This window comes from Variovorax sp. GrIS 2.14 (assembly GCF_046115955.1).
Lineage (GTDB): Bacteria > Pseudomonadota > Gammaproteobacteria > Burkholderiales > Burkholderiaceae_C > Variovorax.
This window is the reverse complement of sequence record NZ_JBJXIA010000038.1, coordinates 1-17261: the sequence shown is the minus strand read 5'-3', so window position 1 is coordinate 17261 and position 17261 is coordinate 1. Positions and strand designations below refer to the sequence as shown.

Below are 17261 nucleotides of genomic sequence, written 5' to 3'. Positions count from 1 at the left end.
AGAGCTCGAACCCACTGGTGCCAAGGCTGATTTGACTCATCTGTGGTCAACGTTCAAGCAGATGTTGCGGTGGACTTATGCAGACCATCCCTAGGGAAATGGCGAGACTCAATGCTCTGTTGGTCGATGCACAGGCTGTCTCCGAGCGACTGCGCGATGAGCACTCGGCAGCGCTGGCTGTGCGCGAACAGGATCTGCGTGACGCGGTGGACCGCCACACGGCACAAGAGCGGCGGATGCTCGAGGACGTCGACCGGGCTCGGCAGGAAGCCAAGCAACTAGGGTCTGGCCTGACCCGGGAACGCCAGCAGCGCATGCAGAGCGAGGAAGCTGCGGCGCAGACCTTAGAGGCTGGGCGTCAACTGCTTCGGCAAACACAGCAGGAGGCACAACAGGTAGAACGTGAACTTCGGGATCAGCTTGGCGTTGAGTCGAGGCTGCTGGTTCAGGCGAAATCGCAGGCACAGGGACTCCAGCAGCGACTGGATGACATCAATCAGATATTTGCGGAAGAAAAGAGAGCGCATCAACTAACGCACGAGTTGTTGAGTGCGTCGCTGAATAACGCCAAGATGCGTGCCAGCAACAAGCGAGTCCGCATCAAACCTTGAAAGACAAAAAACTCTTTGGTCTCGTCCTGCATGGCTGCGGACCCATTAGGCGATTTCGTTAGTACACAATGACCAGCATGGACATCATCGACCAAGAAAAAATTCAGGACCTTCCCCGATGGGCACAGGTGGCTCTTGTAATTCGGTTCGCCAAGCGCTTCGTAGAATTCTACTCGGGTGATTCTTCAGAGCCTGCCGTTGCGCGGGCAGCGACGTCACAGGCATTGCAGCTCGCCGAAGCTCGATGCGCTGACGGTGGTGACACCGAAGACTACGAGCCCATCGAAATCGATGGTCAGCATTACGATAACTACGACGTTCACTCGCTCCAAACCGCTTTAATTGGATTTGCAAATGGCGCAGAGAACACGTTGGCGGACTTACACCGAGACCCGGAAATCGAGCCCATTGTTCGCAGACATTTGCTTGCAATTCAACTCGCCTCATTCGCAGTTGAAATCGCTTTTGCGAGCGATATCTCGAAGAAATCGGATATTGAAAGGGGCATAAAGCAAGCGCTGGAACATGCCGTACTGGGCGAGCCAGAAATCTCGCTGCTAATCGAAACAGATCTCAGCTTGATAACTGCGTACGTTGAGAGTGAGAGCCTCAATAGCTCGTCTGGCGTCGATGTAAGCTCTCTTGGAGAACTCTGGCCTTATGGAAAGCCAAAATCGTGGCCGGCAATAAAATTAAGTTTTAGACCTCGGGCGCGACTAATTCGAACCATCGGCGACCGTCTCATTAGTGGGCCTGAAGCTGCGGTAATTGAGCTAGTCAAAAATAGCTACGATGCAGACGCTAATACCGTAAGGGTGACGTTTTACCCGCCATTTACGACAGGAGAAGGTCGAATCGCCTTCTTGGATGATGGTCATGGAATGAGTTTGACTGACATCCAGCAAAAGTGGATGGAACCTGCAACAAGTGATAAACGAGATAGGAAACACAGCCTGAGTGGCCGTCCATTGCTAGGCTCAAAGGGGATAGGGCGATTTGCGGCTGCACGGTTAGGCCGATACTTGGGGCTCGAATCAACTTCAAAAAATGAAAGCGTTCGAGTTGAAAACGCGCCACGAACCGAATCGAGCGAGACCACAAGAATTCCAGTCATTGATTGGCAAGCCTTTGAAGAAACCAAGTACCTAGACGACGTCTCCTTCGAGGTCGAGAGCAGCCTGACCGCGCTGCCATCCGGAACGTTGCTTACCGTCACCGGGCTTCGCGATGAATGGAACGAGCATCAGCTTGTAAAGTTGCATCAGGAACTGCGCCGCCTGATTTCCCCAGTGCAATCCTCAGACCGGCCTCCTTTCAAGATCTTCTTAGACCTTTCCCAATGCACCGTTGAGTCGTCAGGATTCGACGGGCGTACATTGATGCGTACAGTGGGCTCTGGATTGCCAAGCTCTCCCTCCGACCAATTTGCTGAAAATGATCCATTTGAGATCGCTCCGTTTCCAATATTGGAAGCCTGCGACTACGCCGTCGATGGAGTGTTTGACGAAACCGGCGTCTTTCGCGGAACAATGACTATCCGGCGCGCTGGCCAAGAGCCTGAGCCAGTCGAGCTCGCCGTGCCTGCGCAGAGCGAAGATCTCGAACAGTCGTGCGGTGTCGTGTTGGTTCGCTTGAATATTTTTGATCGTGAAGCGGAAGCCATTCGGAGCACTGCGGAGAAGGCGGGGTTTGGAAAAATTGGGGTAAGGGAGGCGCGTAAGCTGCTGGATTCAATAGCAGGAGTTGCCATTTATCGTGAAGGATTTCGCGTGCGGCCCTATGGTGACGGAGAGAACGACTGGCTCACACTTGATGCCAAGCGTGTTCAGAATCCGACAATGAAGATTGGTCGCAATCAGATTGCAGGAATCATCATGGTCGATGATGAGCAGTCGTCACAGCTCGTAGAGCGCAGCAGTCGCGAGGGTTTGGAAGAAAATGGTAGCTTTCGCAGGCTGCAAAACTTAATTCTTACCTTGCTATCAGAGGTTGTTGAGCCCAGACGGCGCAAATTTAGAATAAGCGCCGGAATAGATGTCCGCACGGAGGCCAGCTTTCGTGATATTTACGACCGCGTTCAGCTCGGGTGGTCGAAGATGCTACTCGCCAAAATCCCTGAGGGTGATAGGCAAGAAGCAGAGGAGCTTATAAGCAAAGAATCAGATCGTCTCACGGCCTATGTGAAACGACTGGAAGATCGTCAAGCACAATTGGAAGCTCAGGTGACCTTGGGGTTGATTATCGGCGAAGTGATGCACCAGGGCAACACACCACTTTCATTCGTTGAGACCGAGGTTTCACGTTTATCGAAGTGGTGGCCTTCAATTTTCAATGGGACCCAGGTCGCTTTAGAAAATATCGAGGAAGTACCTCGTATCTTAAATGGCATGCGTGCGAGCAGTATATCTCTCCGCCAACTTTTTAACGCGTTGAGTCCTTTGTCGGGCGCAAGGCGTGGAAATCCAGAAAAGTATGCCATCGTGGACGTGGTTCGCAATACTGCATATCTCTTTCAGACAAAATTTCATGACTCGAGCATCAGTTTTGAAGTGGCCCCCGAAGTTTCGAAACTGACCGGCACTGGATTCCCAAATGATCTCTCGACCGCCTTAACTAATCTTATAGATAATGCAATTTACTGGCTTATTCATCATAAGATAAAATCGCCGCGGATTGTTATCTCTGGTGTGAAAGGAGAAGACAAGTCAGTTCTTTATGTTGAAGACAACGGAGCGGGAATTCCAGAAGAGTTCCGTGATCAGCTCTTCGATGTGGGCTTCACATTAAAACCCAGCGGAACGGGACTTGGCCTAAGTATCGCCAGAGAGGCGATATTTAGGAGTGGTGGGGATTTGACCATTGCGCATTCAGATCAAGGAACGCGTTTCTTGATAACACTTCCTAAATAGACTACTAAAGAATAGTTTTATACATGAAAACGTGCGATATCTTGATTGTAGAGGATGACGAGAATGCTCTTGATACTTGGAAAAGAGACATTCTTGAATTCAATCGCTCCGAAAACCAACCGTTTAAATATGACCCCATTTACGCATCCAACCGAAATGACGCTTTAAAGATTTTATCCAAGGTCCGCATCAATTGCGCGGTGGTTGATTTAAGACTTCCCCAAACCGGTGAAATTGCAGATCTCGCCAATAATGCGACTGGAAATGACGTATTGACACAACTCTTAGTCGAAGTCGGGGTCCCTGCTATTGTATATAGCGGATACCCTAATGAGGTAAGTGACGAAGTAAAACTTTCAAACATAAAGGTAGTGCAGAAAACTGGTGGGGGTGGCGCGCAGATCTTGGAGGATTTTGCTTCGCAAGCTGGACTGATGTCCGCAATGCAGGAGGTAAGGGTGCGCATTTCTAAAGAGACGGCGATGCTTTTTAACCGATCGATCTGGAATAGATGGAAAAATTCGTGGCGCAACGATGATCAGGGAGTGACCGCCGGAATTATCGCGCGGCAAACTGCTTCCCATATTGCCGATAGCATGTCTTTGGCGCCTAGCAGCTACCACCCCGATGAGTTTTATATAATTCCGGCTTTGTACGCTGATAGATTTGATACAGGGGACATCTTTAAGATAGATGATGCAATTCAAGTAGTTATGACGCCACGGTGCAATATGGAAAATGCTATTCCCCAGCATATCCTATTGTGCGTCTGCAAACCAGTGCCCAATTGGGATGAAATCGGTGCGTTATTGCAAGGCGATCAGAAGAAAAAGGAAAGTGCAAACAAAAAGTTGAACGCGCTGGCAACTCAGGGATTTGCTACAAGCAGTCATTTTTTGCCCCCCTGCAATGGACAGGGTCCTTGGCTGGTCGACTTTCAAGAATTGCGCAGCTTGCCTACGGAACGCTTGAAAAAGTTGCTAGCAAATCGTTTGGCTTCTGTCGCCCCACATTTTGTGCCCAATCTGGTTCAACGGTATGCAGCTTATCTTGGCCGGATAGGTCAGCCCAATATTGACGTCAACGCTCTCGGCCTCATGTGCGGAGCAAAACCTAACTAGCTGACAGCGGCGCGGCCAGCCCACAATAAATTGGAAAGCGTCTTGCTCGATGGCCAAGCACTGTGCGCCTTCGTGGGCATTGACCCTCTACGCGAACTTGCGCCGGACGCCCCCGTTTTGCGCAGCTCCGACGCCCGCTGCTTGGCGGCTACCCGACTTTGTTGCAGTTCATGACTGCTTTTCCTGATACAGAGCTACGCAAGGACTCAACAGTTATGGGTGGATTTGACCTGTGAAGCATCGAATGACAATTGCTGCAGACAGGGATTAGGTCCGTTATCGGGTTGATGACATAGTTTGGACCTAAAGCAGCTACTGGAGTGCGATGATGGACTTCTATGTAGCCTTCCCCAACATCTCCGTAGAAACTCGAGAAATCGAAGCCGCATGCTTGGCATACTGCTCCATAGTGCGAAATGCACGTCGCTCTGTTAACGGCACTGCGTTCATACTTGTTAACTTCGATTCGCATTAGCGCGCCTTCGGGTAGTCCGTCGGTGTGCGTAGCTGTCGGAATTTCGAGTTCGTCCTCTGGCAATAGGGAGAGCGTCAAGCTCAAGCAGACATACGATACTTCTACCAAACTGTCCAAAACAAGGTTTGAACTATATGCAGACGGCAGCCGCTTTATTGCGTCGACCTCCGCAGTCCGCCAAATGCTCTCAATATTATCTGCGCTGCTTTTTATTGGGGTCCCGTTTATAGCGGTGTAAACCTGAATGCCAACGGACTGTGCTCTTTCGCGAATGCTTTCAAAGCGGACTTTGGCAGCGATGTCTGCTTCCGCCATTTTCCGTAGCATCACGCCAGCGAAATTGTCAGCCCTAAAGCTTGCCTCGACTTGCCGGTGGGTCCGTGAAAGCACGAGCGAGAAGCCAATACCCTTTTCGAGATTGAGTGGGCGCAGAACTTCGAAGTTTCCGCCGTCGAACTCTTCGTGCGCCGATTCGAGCGCCAACCCAAAGCGACCTTCGAGCCGCCTTCTTACAACATCAACATCGAAGCCCGGGGCCATAGATTGTTCAGGCTATGTCAGCGTCCGGAAGATCAGCGACGAGTTTTTTCAGATTTCTTGAGACCTCGACTCTGAATTCCTCAAAGGCCTCCTTGTTGGCCTCGTTGACGTTGTTGAGCTCCGCCTGTGCGAGCGCCCACAATAGATAGTCGAGGGCTTGAATTACGGCTGTGTTTTCTTTGTTAGGAAGATAGGCCTTTATGTAGAACGGATGTCCGGTGTTCAGTGCGACGGCCGCCGCCATTCCTCGGCCAATAGTTGGTTCCCACAAGGCGCCGTTCTCAAGCGTACTTGCAGTAGTGATGTGAATAGGGCCGGAGTCGTTGGAATCGACGATCCGGATGGTCGATTTCGCAGCGCCGGAGTTGTTGTTGAGTGTGACTTCACCAGTTGACGGATTCAGCGCCACTGCTGCAGTAGTGAGGGCCGCTGCCTTTTGGTGGATCACGTTGCTCGACGAGGTGTGCAGCAGCGCCGCCGCGCCTTTTGCAACGCTCGCTGCACCCCGCCGGTATCGTACCTCTGCCTCGCGCCGCGGACCTGCCAGGAATTTGTCTCGCAGCCATGCGTAGAGCTCGTCGTTAAGGCTAATGCGTGACTTCTTGATGTCGACCTGAAAGGCGGCGTCCAACGTGTGATCGAAGGAGAGTTCCACGCGCAGCAGTGAAAAGTGTGGTTCCTGCTTGAACATGCCCATCCAGTCCGGACCATGGATCAGGCGGTTCTCCCGGTACACGTAGACACCCTGACGCTCGTTGGACACGCGCGCAGCTGTGCGATTTTCGTCGCTGGAGAACTCCTCTTTGCGCGGGAGGATGAAGGCGCGGATCAGAAAGGATGTACTGGCGCCGCCGGGTAGCGACACTTTCTGGAGATGCTGAGCTGCGGGCTCTTCCGTCTCCGCAATGCAAAAAGGGTCCCACGCCTGGACCTCGGCGCCGTTGATCCTGATGGTCACGTGACGTTCCCGTTCGTCCGCGGAATCCAGAAACCGCTGGTAGACCATGGACACGTGATCGCGCAACACCAGTTCAAGCCGGACCAGCGCTTTTTTCATCGGCTGGCCTGTCGGGTCCTGATAGCCCTCCAGCAAGCGGTCAACCGACTCCCACAGAACCACGGTTCCCGGCGCATTCGGGGCAACGGCATCCAGCAAGGCAAGCTCCGCCTTCGCAGGTTCCGTCACTTCCAGATCCCAGCTGTTGGTCGACGCCATCAGGTCAAGGTCCCAGGTCGCACGCATCGCAGGCGACGTGGATGCGTTGCGCGAGATGAGCGACAGCCTGCGGCAGAAAGCAGTGGACGCTGTCTTCAAGCCCAGTCCGAACTTGCCAAGGCTCTTGGCGTCAGCGCGCCTGGGCGAGCCATACTTCATCGCGTTGATGAGCCCGTCGCGGTCCATGCCGCTGCCGTTGTCGCTGACGGACACGATCACCTGACCGCCAAAATCGACCGCCAGCCTTAGATCCACCAGTGCGGCCCCTGCAGCGATCGAGTTGTCGATGATGTCGGCAACCGCCGTATTGAAGTCGTAACCCGTGTCACGCAAGCCTTCACTGATCCGCGCTACGTCCGGGGGAACGTTGACTCTGTTTTCATTCATGGGCTGTTTCCATCTATCGCCGGTTGATCACTGTCCATCCACCCGAGAGCACAAGAACATCATCATCGTTGACTGGCGACGTCTCCCGGCCCGCGCGCTGCAGGCGGATTCTGAAAGAGTCATCCGTGTCCTTGCTGAAAACGAGGACGTCGCCGGCTTTGGCATTGGCGGCGCGTAGATACTTCGTCATGACTGTCAGCCGGTATTCGTTGCGGGTGCCGGATCCGAAGAGGCGGTTGTTGTAGTAGATGAAGTTGAACTCCCAGCGCGTGCCATCCTCTTCGCGCATGACAAGTGTCATGCGCGGATTCATTGAGTTGCGGTCAAGCACAGGAAAGAAGGAAAGGATCTTCTCGTTCTTTGGCACAAGGATGCCGGCCTGATGCGCACCGGTCTCTCCGGTGTCGTTCGCGCTCAATACCTTGCGTATCTCATCTGTCATCGTCGATCCTGTTTCGAGAGCGGGGAAATCTGGAGTGCGCGGGCCATCTGCAGCGGGCTCGCATCGCCTTCATGGCCGACAACGGCATTTGCAGCGAGCGCCTGCTTGAACCCCGAGGCGTCGCGTATCACTTCTTCGACCGTGTCAAGAAAGTAGAGGTGATGAATCGTGACGGGGCGGGTCTGTCTGCGACGGAATGCCCGGGCAGAGGCTTGGGCGGTCAGGGCGGGGTTCCATTCGTTGTTGTAATGGATCACGTGGTTGGCGGCTGTGATGTTCAGACCGGACCCGGCCGCCTTGGGATTCAGGAACAGCGCTCCTGGTCCTTCATAGGCGAAGAAATCATCCACTATCTGCTGGCGCTCCGGAACCGGAACACGCCCGTCAATGCTGCGGTAGAAATTGCCCGGCAGACGGCGCGGTACATCTGCCATGAACAGGTCCGCGATGCCCTGGTAGGTCGAAAAGACGAGCGCCTTCTCGTTGCTGCTGAAAATTTCTTCCAGCAGCTCCATCGTCCGCGCGTACTTCGGCATCTCATGTGCCGGGTCTGCGTCCCATGGAATGACAAGGCTTGGATGTGCGCACAGCATGCGCAGCCGGGACGTTGCTACAAGCGCCCCCGCAGGTCCGTATTCCTGCAGGGTCAGCAGCCGGAGCTCGTCGTACGCCTGCGCAAGCGGGACTGGCATTTCCAGCGCTTGGGGAATCTCGATCTTTTGGGGGAGGTCCTTGGCCACATCCGCCACGAGCCTTCGCAGCAGCACCGGTGCGACGACAGGAGCGAGGCGCGCCGCGTCCGGCTCCGCATCAGAAAACCTGGACTTGAAAGCCTGAAGCGAGCCCAGCAATCCCGGCAATGCGAAATCGGTGATGGACCAGAGATCGTCCAGTGTGTTTTCCATTGGCGTTCCGGTCACCGCAACGGAGACGCGCCTGCGGATTCCTTTGACGGCCAAGGTGCGCAGCGCCTCCGGATTCTTGATGTTCTGGGCCTCGTCAAGCGCGAGGACGTTCCATGCGATGGCCGACAGCAGCGCTTCGTCGCGGATGGCGGTCTCGTAAGAAACAAGCGTGACGTCCTCTTGGCCGAGACGGCCGGCAATACCAGCCCTTCCGGACCCGGCATGTAGCAGGACAGTCAGTTCCGGTGCGAATTTGTTGAGCTCGCGGCGCCAGTTCACCAGAAGGGTGGCAGGAGCAACGACCAGCGACGGCCCGCGATTCGAGTTGCGCTGGTCCTGAAGCAGCGCGATGACTTGCAGCGTCTTTCCCAGTCCCATTTCATCGCCAAGAATGCAGCCAACCCCCTGTTGCGCGACTGCCTGCAGGAAGGCGATGCCTGAGCGCTGGTACGCGTAGAGATCAGCCACAAGCCCTTCAGGTGGAGCCGTTTCTGCAACTGCAGAAGCCATTGACGTGGCAGTGGAGGTGACCTCGTCCAGCAGCTCGCATGGCCGCTCAGAGGCTGCCCGCAACGCGACAAGTCCACCGACCGTGATTAACCCGGGCGCAATCTGCAGGCGGGTCGCCCACGCCCGCGTTTCGGCTAGACCGGAAAGATGGATCGGATACCAGCGGTCTTTGAAGACAAGCTGGTCTGCATCCGTTTCAAGCGGGACGAAGCCGGCATCCGTGACAACGCCGATGTCTGCGTACACCGCCCCGGCAGAGTCGCGGACCCACAAAGCGACAGGCGCAGCTTCCCGGGAAAAGGTCATCCCGGGCAGACACGAGGACGGGCGCTGGCCCGCTTCCGGGCTGCTTGGGGTTGATCTTCCGAATTCGGCTTTGAAAATATCGGCCGCGGATGCTTCAGCAAAGCCCCCGGACGGCAGGTGAAGCTTCAACCGCGTTCCATCGGATTCCCAGATCGCGCCTGCAGTGGAGGTCAGATGATCGTCAGGGTTGGACATGAGATACGTATCAGTATGTACGAAGACGTGAGCAGGGGAGCCAGGGTGACACCGCGCTTTGTGCGGAAGACCGCTTTGCGGCGACCCAAAATCTGCAAAATTTCACATTGGAATTCCGGGCGGACATTCTGTCTGCTATTCTTCCCAGACTACTGGAGATGCCTGATGGGTGGAGCGACCGAGATTCTGGAAATCCTGCGTGATGCAGAGACGCGATTCAACAAAAAGGAACTGGCGGGAAGGCTGGGCGTAGACCCCAAGACGATCGCCCGCTGGGAGCGGGGAGAGACTCACCCATCGGCACTGGAGCTGCCGCAGATCCGTGAAATCCTGATGGCCGAGAAACGGAAAGCAGGCAACGGCGGTGCCGATTTCACCTTTATTGACCTCTTCGCGGGCATCGGCGGCAACCGGAAGGCTTTCGAGATGGCAGGTGGCCGCTGCGTCTTCACAAGCGAGTGGAACGCTTACGCCGTCAAAACGTACAAGGCCAATTTTTCCCACGACCACCACTTCGAAGGCGATATCACCAAGGTTGACGAAGAGACAATCCCTGACCATGATGTCCTGCTGGCGGGCTTTCCGTGTCAGGCCTTCTCGATTGCAGGAGTTTCCAAGAAGAATTCGCTGGGTCGCGATCACGGCTTCAAGGACAAGACGCAAGGCACGCTTTTCTTCGATGTCGCCAGAATTCTTGCGGCCAAGAGACCGAAGGCTTTTCTTCTGGAGAACGTCAAGAACCTTGTCAGCCATGACAAGGGCAACACTTTCCGTATCATCAGGGAGACGCTGGAAAAAGAGCTCGGGTATTACATCGAATACCGGGTAGTTGACGGACAGCGGTTCGTGCCCCAGCACCGTGAGCGGATTCTCATAGCCGGCTTCCGTAAGGATGCCGGGTTCCGGTGGGACGACGTCCAGCTGCCAGTCCATGGCCCCCGCCTGCAGTCGATCCTGCATCCCGAAGATGGCACCGAAGCGGCAGAGGAGCCATACACTTCCGGAAAGAAGGCCAGAGTGGCCGACTTCTACACGCTCAGTGACAACCTCTGGGCCTACCTTCAGGGATATGCGGCAAAACACAAGGCTGCCGGCAACGGCTTCGGCTTTGGTCTTGTTGATGGAACGTGCGTGACGCGCACCCTGTCGGCGAGGTATCACAAGGACGGGTCCGAGATCCTGCTGTCCCAGGGCGGACGCAAGAATCCCCGTCGCCTGACGCCGCGTGAATGCTCGAGGCTGATGGGCTTTCCCGCCGACTTCATTATTCCCGTGAGTGACACACAGGCCTACCGGCAGTTCGGAAACTCGGTGGTCATGCCCGTGATGGCAGCTGCCGCCAAGGCCATGAAGCCGGCCATCATTACGCTCATCGAGCAGGAAAAGAACGCCTCGCAGCTCACGCTGGCCTGAGTGGACGTCGTCGACGCAGCCACCCGCAGCCGGATGATGGCCGGCATCAAAGGGCGGGACACCAAGATCGAACTCGTGCTGCGCAAGGCACTGCATGCGCAGGGTCTCCGGTACCGGCTGCACAACCGGAAACTGCCAGGCCGGCCGGACCTGTCGTTTCCCGGTGTCAGGGCGGTGGTCTTCGTGAATGGCTGTTTCTGGCACGGACACGACTGCCCGCTGTTCCGGCTGCCACGGACCAACGCCGAATTCTGGAAGACAAAAATCGACGCCAACCGCGCGCGAGACAGTCGCTCGTTGCAGGCGTTGACGGAGCTGGGCTGGCGCAGCGCCGTCGTCTGGGAGTGCGCAATGCGCGGGCGTCCTCCCACAGATCTCGCCGAACTGGCGGTCAACGTCGGGAACTGGGTCCGGACGGGTACCGACGACTGTGAATTCAGGGGATCAGAACGCGTCATTCCCGCCCCCGGTGTTCCCCAACGAAAACCCTAAGGCCGGTCTTTGATGCGCTGCTGGAACTCCCACCAGAAGCACGGATGCATGCGACGCGCTCCTGGCACGTCCGGGCTCTTCTCCTACAGGCGCCGGGTGATCTCGGAACACCAGACCAGCGCGGCCGCCTCGGCTTGCGAAAGGCCGGCCTTCGTTCTCGCTCCTGAATCTGGCCGGGCGTCGGACAGTGCCTGCATTCACTGGCGAGGCCGCTGGCGGAAGACCGGTCCCGATCCCTCCGAGGCGAAGAGTACGAGTCCCGGATTCATGGCGTAGGTGCGGACGACGGGGCAGGAGGTCCGTACTGGACGTCCTGCAACGCAGGGCCTAGTCTGTTGCCATCTTCGCCAGACAGCGTGGCATAGAGAGAAAGGCTGACTTGCCAGCCTGCCCAGCGCGGTGCACGCTGCTGCAAAGACACTTGGGAAGTCATGGCCGACTTAGGCATTGATGCAGCCCACAGCACTGTTGCCGTCAAACGAGAGGTCCGCGCTGCAATGGTGCCGAAGGCGATAAGGCGATATGAACGGTTAGTCGTGGGATCCACGGACGTGGTTTTAACCGCCCGTGGTCAATCTTGGCTGGGCACCGCAAAAATACGTTGCGGAACACCGGCCTGTTCTGATTCCCAAAGTACTTTTCGAATAGGACGAGGAGGTTAAGTACATCCTTGGTCAAACGCGCACCATTCAGAATGTACGTACATCGAACGGCATAACCAATTCACATTATTGACATGGCCACAGCGCTGGTCCATCATGGCGTCGGCGCAGGGGGCGTGGGCGAGCTCGTATCGCCCGTTGGAGATGCACTTTCAAACTTGTCATCCTTCCAAACCACGGCTAGAACGATCAGGCCAGCGGTAAGAAACGCACATATACCTGGCGAGAAAGTAGCAAAACTTAACTTGAAACCAGCGCCGCCGGCTATTTCAGCTTGAGACGACTCTTTCATCGCGTGGAGGCTAAGACCGAGTCCGAGCAACGCTAACACTGATGCTAAAACAAGGGCGATCTGCTTTTTCGCGTAACTTGAGAAGAGCGCCAATAGTACCGCTCCCGCCTGCCAATCACCTTTTGTTGATGAGATCAGCCCTGCAATTTGTGATCGATACCAAACGATGCTTTCTAACAATGCGCCGCCTAGCGCCAGAGCGAAGACCACAGCGATAGCGAGCACTACCAGTCGTTCCCTCGCTGCCGCCGAGGATGTAGATTGCGTACGCGCAGATTGTGGCGGAAGAGTTTCCATTGTTCACCTTTCGGGTTAGAAAAATGTTCGATGTCACTAAAGTACTAAAAAGGCGAGACCAACTGCTCCTATTAGGCGCCAGCTTCACAATGTTGCCAAGTGGCTCAAATGGACAGACAGCTGAACCGCCGAGACGCAGTACATGCGCGGTTTTCCGGATTTCTGGATTAGCAGGCGCCGCAACTTCAGTAGAAGTCATCGCGGCACTCGACTTTGCCGAGCAGCTGATGGCAAAATATATCCAGCAGTCTAAAGGCTTGGCTGATAAAAAATCCAAAGCACTCGACCAACTTGGCATATTAAGACTGTTAAAGGCGAATGTTGCGCCAGACTAATAAATGAAGCTTTTTATACTGGCAATAGCGTGCATTGCTGGATTACAAATGACTTCGACTATCCAAGCACGTCAGTGGGAAGTATCGGGTACCACAGCGCCGTATACTGCGTTTATACAATGGTCAAATGTAAAGGATTCTCCTCTCAATTCTTCTGAAATCTCGTTCATGCAAGATCACTTAAAGACAGTTTTATCTTCAGGTGAATCTTTAATGCTTGAAAACATTGTCATAGTCTGGGAGGGCACCATCAACAAGAGAACATGTTCAGACGTAAGACAACTAGCTTACACGACCATTAATTGGCAATTAAATAAAGCCGAAATCCGACTCTGTCTGCGTACCATCATGTATCTTGGAGACCTGCATAGAGCGCTTATATACCTTTCCCTGCCAGCATTTTACGCCAATTCACCCGTTGACGATATTAAGCTAAGAAGGTATTTGGCAAGGCTCAGAGAGGTTGTTGAGCAGGATCGTTCTGATGAATCCTACAAGGAGTTTTGCACCGCCGAATATGTCTTTTTTGCGTTGAATAACGGCTTAAAAACGTCAGCTTGCGATTTGCAATCTGCAGCTTCTAAAAAAGCTTTCCAGACATGGTTTACCCGGGGCATGGGCTGGAAAGAAGGCGTTCTGAATGAGTACCGGCGCAGCAGCGATCTCAAGGAAAAATCCACTGAACTAATGAAAGAATTTTACTTCCAGTATTTCAAAGGCGCACAGACAGCAATGATATATTCTGTAGTTCTGCACGAGATTGGTCATATTGCCAATTGCGACGTTGGTTCGGTTGGAACCTTCATATGCGCAGGTCAAAGTAGAAGTCCGGGGTTATCCGTTACCCAAGAATCCAAGGAGTCGGCGGCAGATAGTTGGGCTTTAACTAAACTCGAATCTGCTATAATCTTAAAAGAAAAGCAGCAATATTTAGAACCGAAAGGGAATCGCTTTCACGATTCCGATTCCGACTTCGACTTTGATTCGATGGCATGGATCATGATTAACCGCATTTTTGCTGCTCTCGTCTATAAAGATCGCACTGACCAGATTCTTGAAAGAATGACCGGCCAAGTCGATTCATATCGAAAACTAAGACGGGGAAGAATCAATAATTTAGGCGATATTTCACCTGTTCTGGAGAAGGTTGCGCATGACTTTTCTCGTAATCACAGTTTCAAATAATCAGGGAGTTTATTGGTCGTCAAAACCCTAAAAGAGCGAGGTGCATATGCAAAGTCAGTTATTCAGGTTAACCGCAAAAATTCTTATTGTGTTGGGACTTTTTGGAGGTGTTGGTTCGTCATTTGCGGACGACTCTCCTCCGCCTGCTCCGACTCCGGCGCCTGGCAAATAGCGCATCTGCGCTAAGGCGTTTTGTCTCCCTAAACTCGCAATCGCTTTTTTAGGGGGATATATTGGAGTCCAATAAAGCTAACAACCTTTCATTGGGATCGGTTGAAGTACGCGCGATTACGTCGTGTGGACGACCGCCCTTCGGTCCTTCTGAAGGTGCTTGAAAGGTGCGCGACTCTACTTGTTGGTTGCCATCGGGGAGAGGACGCGCTGATGATCGGGTGCGCGTTTTTGAAATCGATGAATCCACTTATCGCATTTATTCTCGGTGGTTTGATGACGGTCGAAAGTTTAGGAAAATGCGTTAACTTGGTCGGTGTCGTGTTGCTCTGGGCGTGTTGCGCAATGTCGGTCCTGCGCCGGCGTATTCGCAAAAGCACGAGCGTTGAAGTTATACTTCATTCTGACCCCTGATGGGCCGGTTGAAACAGAAGTCGAAGTGGATACGGAAAGCAATTGCTGCCGAAGGGCATCGATGGTTTCGGTTTCCATGAAATGCAGATTTGTCATGCCTGATAGCCTTGGGGCGCAATCTTTTCGACATTTATAGTTGGCTGGGAATGCGACATTTGAACTTGGTGTTGACAAATCTCAGCAATACAATATTCGTTATGTTAAATAACTAGTTTGTTTGGCCGGACATGGTGGCGCTGGCGCCACATTCGAACAACTTTGTCGCCGACGTTATCGAATTTACGCATTCGACTGCTACCTGTGGTCGGCGCCTAACGGGCCAAAAACGATCGTTGCGTCACATGCCGGCTATAAGGAGACATCAGAACGCTCTTGCCAGTTCTGCGCCATTGCTTTTGGTTGCTGCGGTGTGTGGATACGTTTGTTGACTTGAGGCATAGCGACGTCGCCGGATTCGTTGGTCGCGTATGGACAGCGTTCTTCACGACCGGACCAATGCGCACATTCGTCTTTAAAAGCTTCGGCCCCAAAGGCACAGATGTGTAACTGATTGTGTCATAATCATAGCGTTATTGTTTGTCGTGATGCGACATGTTATGCCGCCTTGAAGCCGAGACTTCTCTTCACCGTCCAGCCATTGATCCTGGGTTCGAGTGCATCGCATGACTGCTAAACCGCGACAAGGAGTTTGAGCTTGGGTCGCCTGGGATGGGTTGATTTTTCGTCCGATGACCGAGATCGGGTCCGTGACGTGCTGGCTTTGCTCAAGGAGGCCGGCACGCTGGATGAATTGGGCATTGGCCAGGTCCGCGACGCGTTCTCGGACGCTATGTTTCCGGGCCTGTCCACCATTCAAACCCGCGCGAGGTACTTCCTGGCGGTCCCCAAGCTGCTGCTTGACTGGGCCGAACTCCCGGATGCGAAGAGGCGCAAGAAGCCATTGCCCGAGTACCTGGCGCGTGCCGAGAATGATCTTGCCCGCGTCCTTAAGGCAAATCATGAGCGCTTGGGCATTTCGCCGACCGACATCATTGGTCACACGGCGGTCGCCACCGGCGGCGTCGAGCGGCGTCCGTCGTCGACGTACTGGATCGGACTTCGAGCCTTCGGAATCGTGGATACCAAGCAATCCCTGGCGGAGTTTTGCCGCGAGTGGCGACGTGATCACCATGCCCACGGCCGGGTCGAGGCGGACGATGGCGCCGACGACGCAGACCACCGGTTCGAAACCAAGGTCCGCCGCCCGCCAAGCTCGCATGGGCCGCTGCGCGACACCCTGACGCTCGACCTAAACAAGAAGGAAGCGGCGTTCCTCGAGACGCGCATCCGCGACGCTAAGGGCCTCGCGCATAGCGTTATGGCGCAGCTGCTGTCGTCCGGACTTGCCGCAGGTGCCCTGTCCGGCGAGACGACCCGGTTTGGCGCCTTTGCGCAGTGGGCCCATGGCCAGAAAACGCTGAGTGCGCAAAGCCGCGAGACGATCGCCGCCGCAGACCAGTTCAGCCGCGCGGTCGAGGGCGCCCACATCGTGTTCAACAGCCTGATGGCGCGCCGCTTCGAGATCACGCGGCTCGCCAAGGAAACCCGCACGCGCTTTCGGGACTGGCGCGCGGATGCGCGAGCCGCCGATCTCTTCCACGCCGAAGCGCCCGATGTCTGGCTTAGCGCGGCAGTACACGGTCAGCTGAAGGTGCGCGGTCGGACCCGGGATTTTCTGGTTGCCTGGAACGATGCGATGCGTGCCGACAAGCCCATGAGGTTCCTTGAAGACCTGGTGGAGGCGCAGGCCAAGGGCAACAAGAAGGAACGCTCGTTGTTGCTGCGTGGGCCGCAGCAGGCGTCGTCTTGGTTCGGCATGGAAGCGCTGGACTACCGCTGGCAGACCGCGCGCAGGATGCTCAAGGACATCACGGAACCCGCGGCATGCTGAGCATCAAGGACGACCGCCTCGACTACGGCCAAGAGCTCCAGCCACCCGAGGGGTTCCAGCTGGACATCGCCATCGCGACGACCTATTCCCTCGATCTGGGCGCCCTGGTGGCGGCCTCCCTGGCCCTTCACATGGACCAGACGCTCGAAGGAGACATCTCGAGCGAGCGCCTGGCGCTGTTGGAGTGCTTGGACCAGTTGCAGGGACGTTTGCTGGTCTTTCACCAGAGCGGCTGCATCCACTTACCCGGCGAGTTCAATCGGCTTTTTTCCCTGCTGGAACCGCTGCTCGTGCCTTGCATGGCGATGGATGGCGCGGACGGCGCGTACGCATCGTTCCATCCCAAGGTCTGGCTCATTGTTGGCGCCGACCGGAAAATGAGCCAGTTATGCGGGTAGCGCCGAATTAAAAGTGAGCCAGGTGTTCAACCTACCCTGCTGTTTATTTGAGCAG

At 54.9% G+C, this 17261-nt stretch carries 15 protein-coding genes; 9 read left to right on the top strand and 6 right to left on the bottom strand.

What is annotated here, in order from left to right; all coding sequences use genetic code 11:
- Positions 1-77: 77 nt before the first annotated feature.
- The 3 genes from RCH10_RS25875 (at position 78) to RCH10_RS25865 (ending at position 4641) form a co-directional block, all read left to right on the top strand.
- On the top strand, positions 78-611 hold the full coding sequence (locus tag RCH10_RS25875) for a hypothetical protein (RefSeq protein WP_409054605.1): 534 nt from the start codon (positions 78-80) through the stop codon (positions 609-611).
- Between the two features lie 77 nt (positions 612-688).
- Positions 689-3520: an ATP-binding protein gene (locus RCH10_RS25870; RefSeq protein ID WP_409054604.1), complete on the top strand. Its 2832-nt coding sequence runs from the start codon at positions 689-691 to the stop codon at positions 3518-3520.
- A gap of 23 nt (positions 3521-3543) precedes the next feature.
- Positions 3544-4641, top strand: a complete 1098-nt coding sequence (locus RCH10_RS25865; protein ID WP_409054603.1) for a hypothetical protein — start codon at positions 3544-3546, stop codon at positions 4639-4641.
- A gap of 148 nt (positions 4642-4789) precedes the next feature.
- On the opposite strand, the gene RCH10_RS25860 is transcribed toward RCH10_RS25865, so the two are convergent.
- The 4 genes from RCH10_RS25860 to RCH10_RS25845 are packed head-to-tail and all read right to left on the bottom strand — an operon-like array spanning position 4790 to position 9617.
- Positions 4790-5656 (bottom strand): HNH endonuclease, encoded by an 867-nt coding sequence (locus tag RCH10_RS25860; protein ID WP_409054602.1) that lies wholly within the window; start codon positions 5654-5656, stop codon positions 4790-4792.
- Positions 5657-5663: 7 nt separating this feature from the next.
- Positions 5664-7259: an ATP-binding protein gene (locus RCH10_RS25855; protein ID WP_409054601.1), complete on the bottom strand. Its 1596-nt coding sequence runs from the start codon at positions 7257-7259 to the stop codon at positions 5664-5666.
- 13 nt (positions 7260-7272) lie between these two features.
- Positions 7273-7701 carry an EcoRII N-terminal effector-binding domain-containing protein gene (locus RCH10_RS25850; protein WP_409054600.1) on the bottom strand — a complete coding sequence of 143 codons (429 nt, stop codon included), beginning with the start codon at positions 7699-7701 and terminating at the stop codon, positions 7273-7275.
- Positions 7698-9617 carry a DEAD/DEAH box helicase gene (locus tag RCH10_RS25845; RefSeq protein WP_409054599.1) on the bottom strand — a complete coding sequence of 640 codons (1920 nt, stop codon included), beginning with the start codon at positions 9615-9617 and terminating at the stop codon, positions 7698-7700. Before RCH10_RS25845 ends, RCH10_RS25850 begins: the two co-directional genes overlap by 4 nt.
- A gap of 165 nt (positions 9618-9782) precedes the next feature.
- Between RCH10_RS25845 and dcm the strand changes: the two genes are divergently transcribed.
- A complete protein-coding gene (dcm, locus tag RCH10_RS25840; RefSeq protein WP_409054598.1) occupies positions 9783-11030 on the top strand; it encodes a DNA (cytosine-5-)-methyltransferase in 1248 nt (415 codons plus the stop codon).
- Positions 11031-11522: a very short patch repair endonuclease gene (locus RCH10_RS25835; protein ID WP_409054597.1), complete on the top strand. Its 492-nt coding sequence runs from the start codon at positions 11031-11033 to the stop codon at positions 11520-11522.
- Positions 11523-12278: 756 nt separating this feature from the next.
- Here the strand turns inward: RCH10_RS25835 and RCH10_RS25830 are convergent.
- Complete coding sequence (locus tag RCH10_RS25830; protein ID WP_409054596.1) at positions 12279-12701, bottom strand: hypothetical protein; 423 nt, start codon at positions 12699-12701, stop codon at positions 12279-12281.
- Between the two features lie 95 nt (positions 12702-12796).
- Here RCH10_RS25830 and RCH10_RS25825 point away from each other — a divergent pair, with 95 nt between their 5' ends.
- Both RCH10_RS25825 and RCH10_RS25820 read left to right on the top strand, forming a co-directional pair.
- Positions 12797-13108, top strand: coding sequence for a hypothetical protein (locus RCH10_RS25825; RefSeq protein WP_409054595.1), 312 nt, complete (start codon positions 12797-12799; stop codon positions 13106-13108).
- Positions 13109-13156: 48 nt separating this feature from the next.
- Positions 13157-14293: a hypothetical protein gene (locus RCH10_RS25820; RefSeq protein WP_409054594.1), complete on the top strand. Its 1137-nt coding sequence runs from the start codon at positions 13157-13159 to the stop codon at positions 14291-14293.
- A 462-nt stretch (positions 14294-14755) separates the two neighbouring features.
- Here RCH10_RS25820 and RCH10_RS25815 read toward each other — a convergent pair whose 3' ends face one another.
- The gene (locus RCH10_RS25815; protein ID WP_409054593.1) at positions 14756-14956 is read right to left on the bottom strand and encodes a hypothetical protein; all 201 of its coding nucleotides are present in this window, start codon (positions 14954-14956) and stop codon (positions 14756-14758) included.
- A 616-nt stretch (positions 14957-15572) separates the two neighbouring features.
- Between RCH10_RS25815 and RCH10_RS25810 the strand changes: the two genes are divergently transcribed.
- Both RCH10_RS25810 and RCH10_RS25805 read left to right on the top strand, forming a co-directional pair.
- On the top strand, positions 15573-16808 hold the full coding sequence (locus RCH10_RS25810) for a DUF6361 family protein (RefSeq protein ID WP_409054592.1): 1236 nt from the start codon (positions 15573-15575) through the stop codon (positions 16806-16808).
- The gene (locus tag RCH10_RS25805; protein ID WP_409054591.1) at positions 16802-17206 is read left to right on the top strand and encodes a hypothetical protein; all 405 of its coding nucleotides are present in this window, start codon (positions 16802-16804) and stop codon (positions 17204-17206) included. Before RCH10_RS25810 ends, RCH10_RS25805 begins: the two co-directional genes overlap by 7 nt.
- Positions 17207-17261: the final 55 nt, after the last annotated feature.

What these genes read in the sequence shown, in the direction of transcription:
- RCH10_RS25865 (WP_409054603.1), top strand. Translation starts at nt 3,544, where the DNA reads ATGAAAACGTGCGATATCTTGATTGTAGAGGATGACGAGAATGCTCTT.
- RCH10_RS25825 (WP_409054595.1), top strand. Translation starts at nt 12,797, where the DNA reads ATGTTCGATGTCACTAAAGTACTAAAAAGGCGAGACCAACTGCTCCTA.
- RCH10_RS25850 (WP_409054600.1), bottom strand. Translation starts at nt 7,701, where the DNA reads ATGACAGATGAGATACGCAAGGTATTGAGCGCGAACGACACCGGAGAG.
- RCH10_RS25875 (WP_409054605.1), top strand. Translation starts at nt 78, where the DNA reads ATGCAGACCATCCCTAGGGAAATGGCGAGACTCAATGCTCTGTTGGTC.
- dcm (WP_409054598.1), top strand. Translation starts at nt 9,783, where the DNA reads ATGGGTGGAGCGACCGAGATTCTGGAAATCCTGCGTGATGCAGAGACG.
- RCH10_RS25860 (WP_409054602.1), bottom strand. Translation starts at nt 5,656, where the DNA reads ATGGCCCCGGGCTTCGATGTTGATGTTGTAAGAAGGCGGCTCGAAGGT.
- RCH10_RS25805 (WP_409054591.1), top strand. Translation starts at nt 16,802, where the DNA reads ATGCTGAGCATCAAGGACGACCGCCTCGACTACGGCCAAGAGCTCCAG.
- RCH10_RS25820 (WP_409054594.1), top strand. Translation starts at nt 13,157, where the DNA reads ATGACTTCGACTATCCAAGCACGTCAGTGGGAAGTATCGGGTACCACA.
- RCH10_RS25845 (WP_409054599.1), bottom strand. Translation starts at nt 9,617, where the DNA reads ATGTCCAACCCTGACGATCATCTGACCTCCACTGCAGGCGCGATCTGG.
- RCH10_RS25815 (WP_409054593.1), bottom strand. Translation starts at nt 14,956, where the DNA reads ATGGAAACCGAAACCATCGATGCCCTTCGGCAGCAATTGCTTTCCGTA.
- RCH10_RS25870 (WP_409054604.1), top strand. Translation starts at nt 689, where the DNA reads ATGGACATCATCGACCAAGAAAAAATTCAGGACCTTCCCCGATGGGCA.
- RCH10_RS25855 (WP_409054601.1), bottom strand. Translation starts at nt 7,259, where the DNA reads ATGAATGAAAACAGAGTCAACGTTCCCCCGGACGTAGCGCGGATCAGT.